Consider the following 571-nt stretch of genomic DNA (forward strand, 5'->3'; position numbering starts at 1 on the left):
TTGAGATTCGGCGCGATGGTCGGCTTCTCGAACGCGGCCGGCCAGTTCTCCAACAATGCGGTGTGGAGCACGGGGGTGTCGTACGAGAACGGGCCGGTGAAGCTCGGCGCCGGCTACCTGAAGATCAGCCGCGACCGCAACGCGCCGAACCCGGACGGCGCGCTGAGCACGGTCGACGGCTCGGCGACGATCACGGGCGGCAACCAGCAGATCTGGGCGATGGCCGGCCGTTATGCGTTCGGCCCGCACTCGGTCGGCGCGGCGTGGTCGCATTCCGCCACCGACGGTGTGACGGGCGTGCTCCAGGGCGGCAACATCGCGCCGCTGAAGGGCGAATCGCTGGTGTTCGACAACTTCTCGATCGACGGACGCTACTTCGTCACGCGCGCGCTGAGCGTCGCCGCCGCGTACACGTACACGATGGGCCGCTTCGACACCCGCACGGGCCAGACGCGCCCGAAATGGAACCAGGTCGTCGCGCAGGCCGGCTACGTGCTGTCGAAGCGCACGGACGCGTATCTCGAAGGCACTTACCAGAGCGTGAGCGGCGGCAACGGCAATCCGGCGTTCA

General features: G+C 68.1%; 1 protein-coding gene. It reads left to right on the plus strand.

What is annotated here, in order from left to right:
- On the plus strand, window positions 1-571 hold a 571-nt coding region (locus tag JMF90_RS39705; RefSeq protein WP_201326614.1), incomplete at both ends, for a porin.

The sequence above is a fragment of the Burkholderia sp. E168m23 genome (genome assembly GCF_016586125.1).
Classification (GTDB): domain Bacteria; phylum Pseudomonadota; class Gammaproteobacteria; order Burkholderiales; family Burkholderiaceae; genus Burkholderia; species Burkholderia orbicola.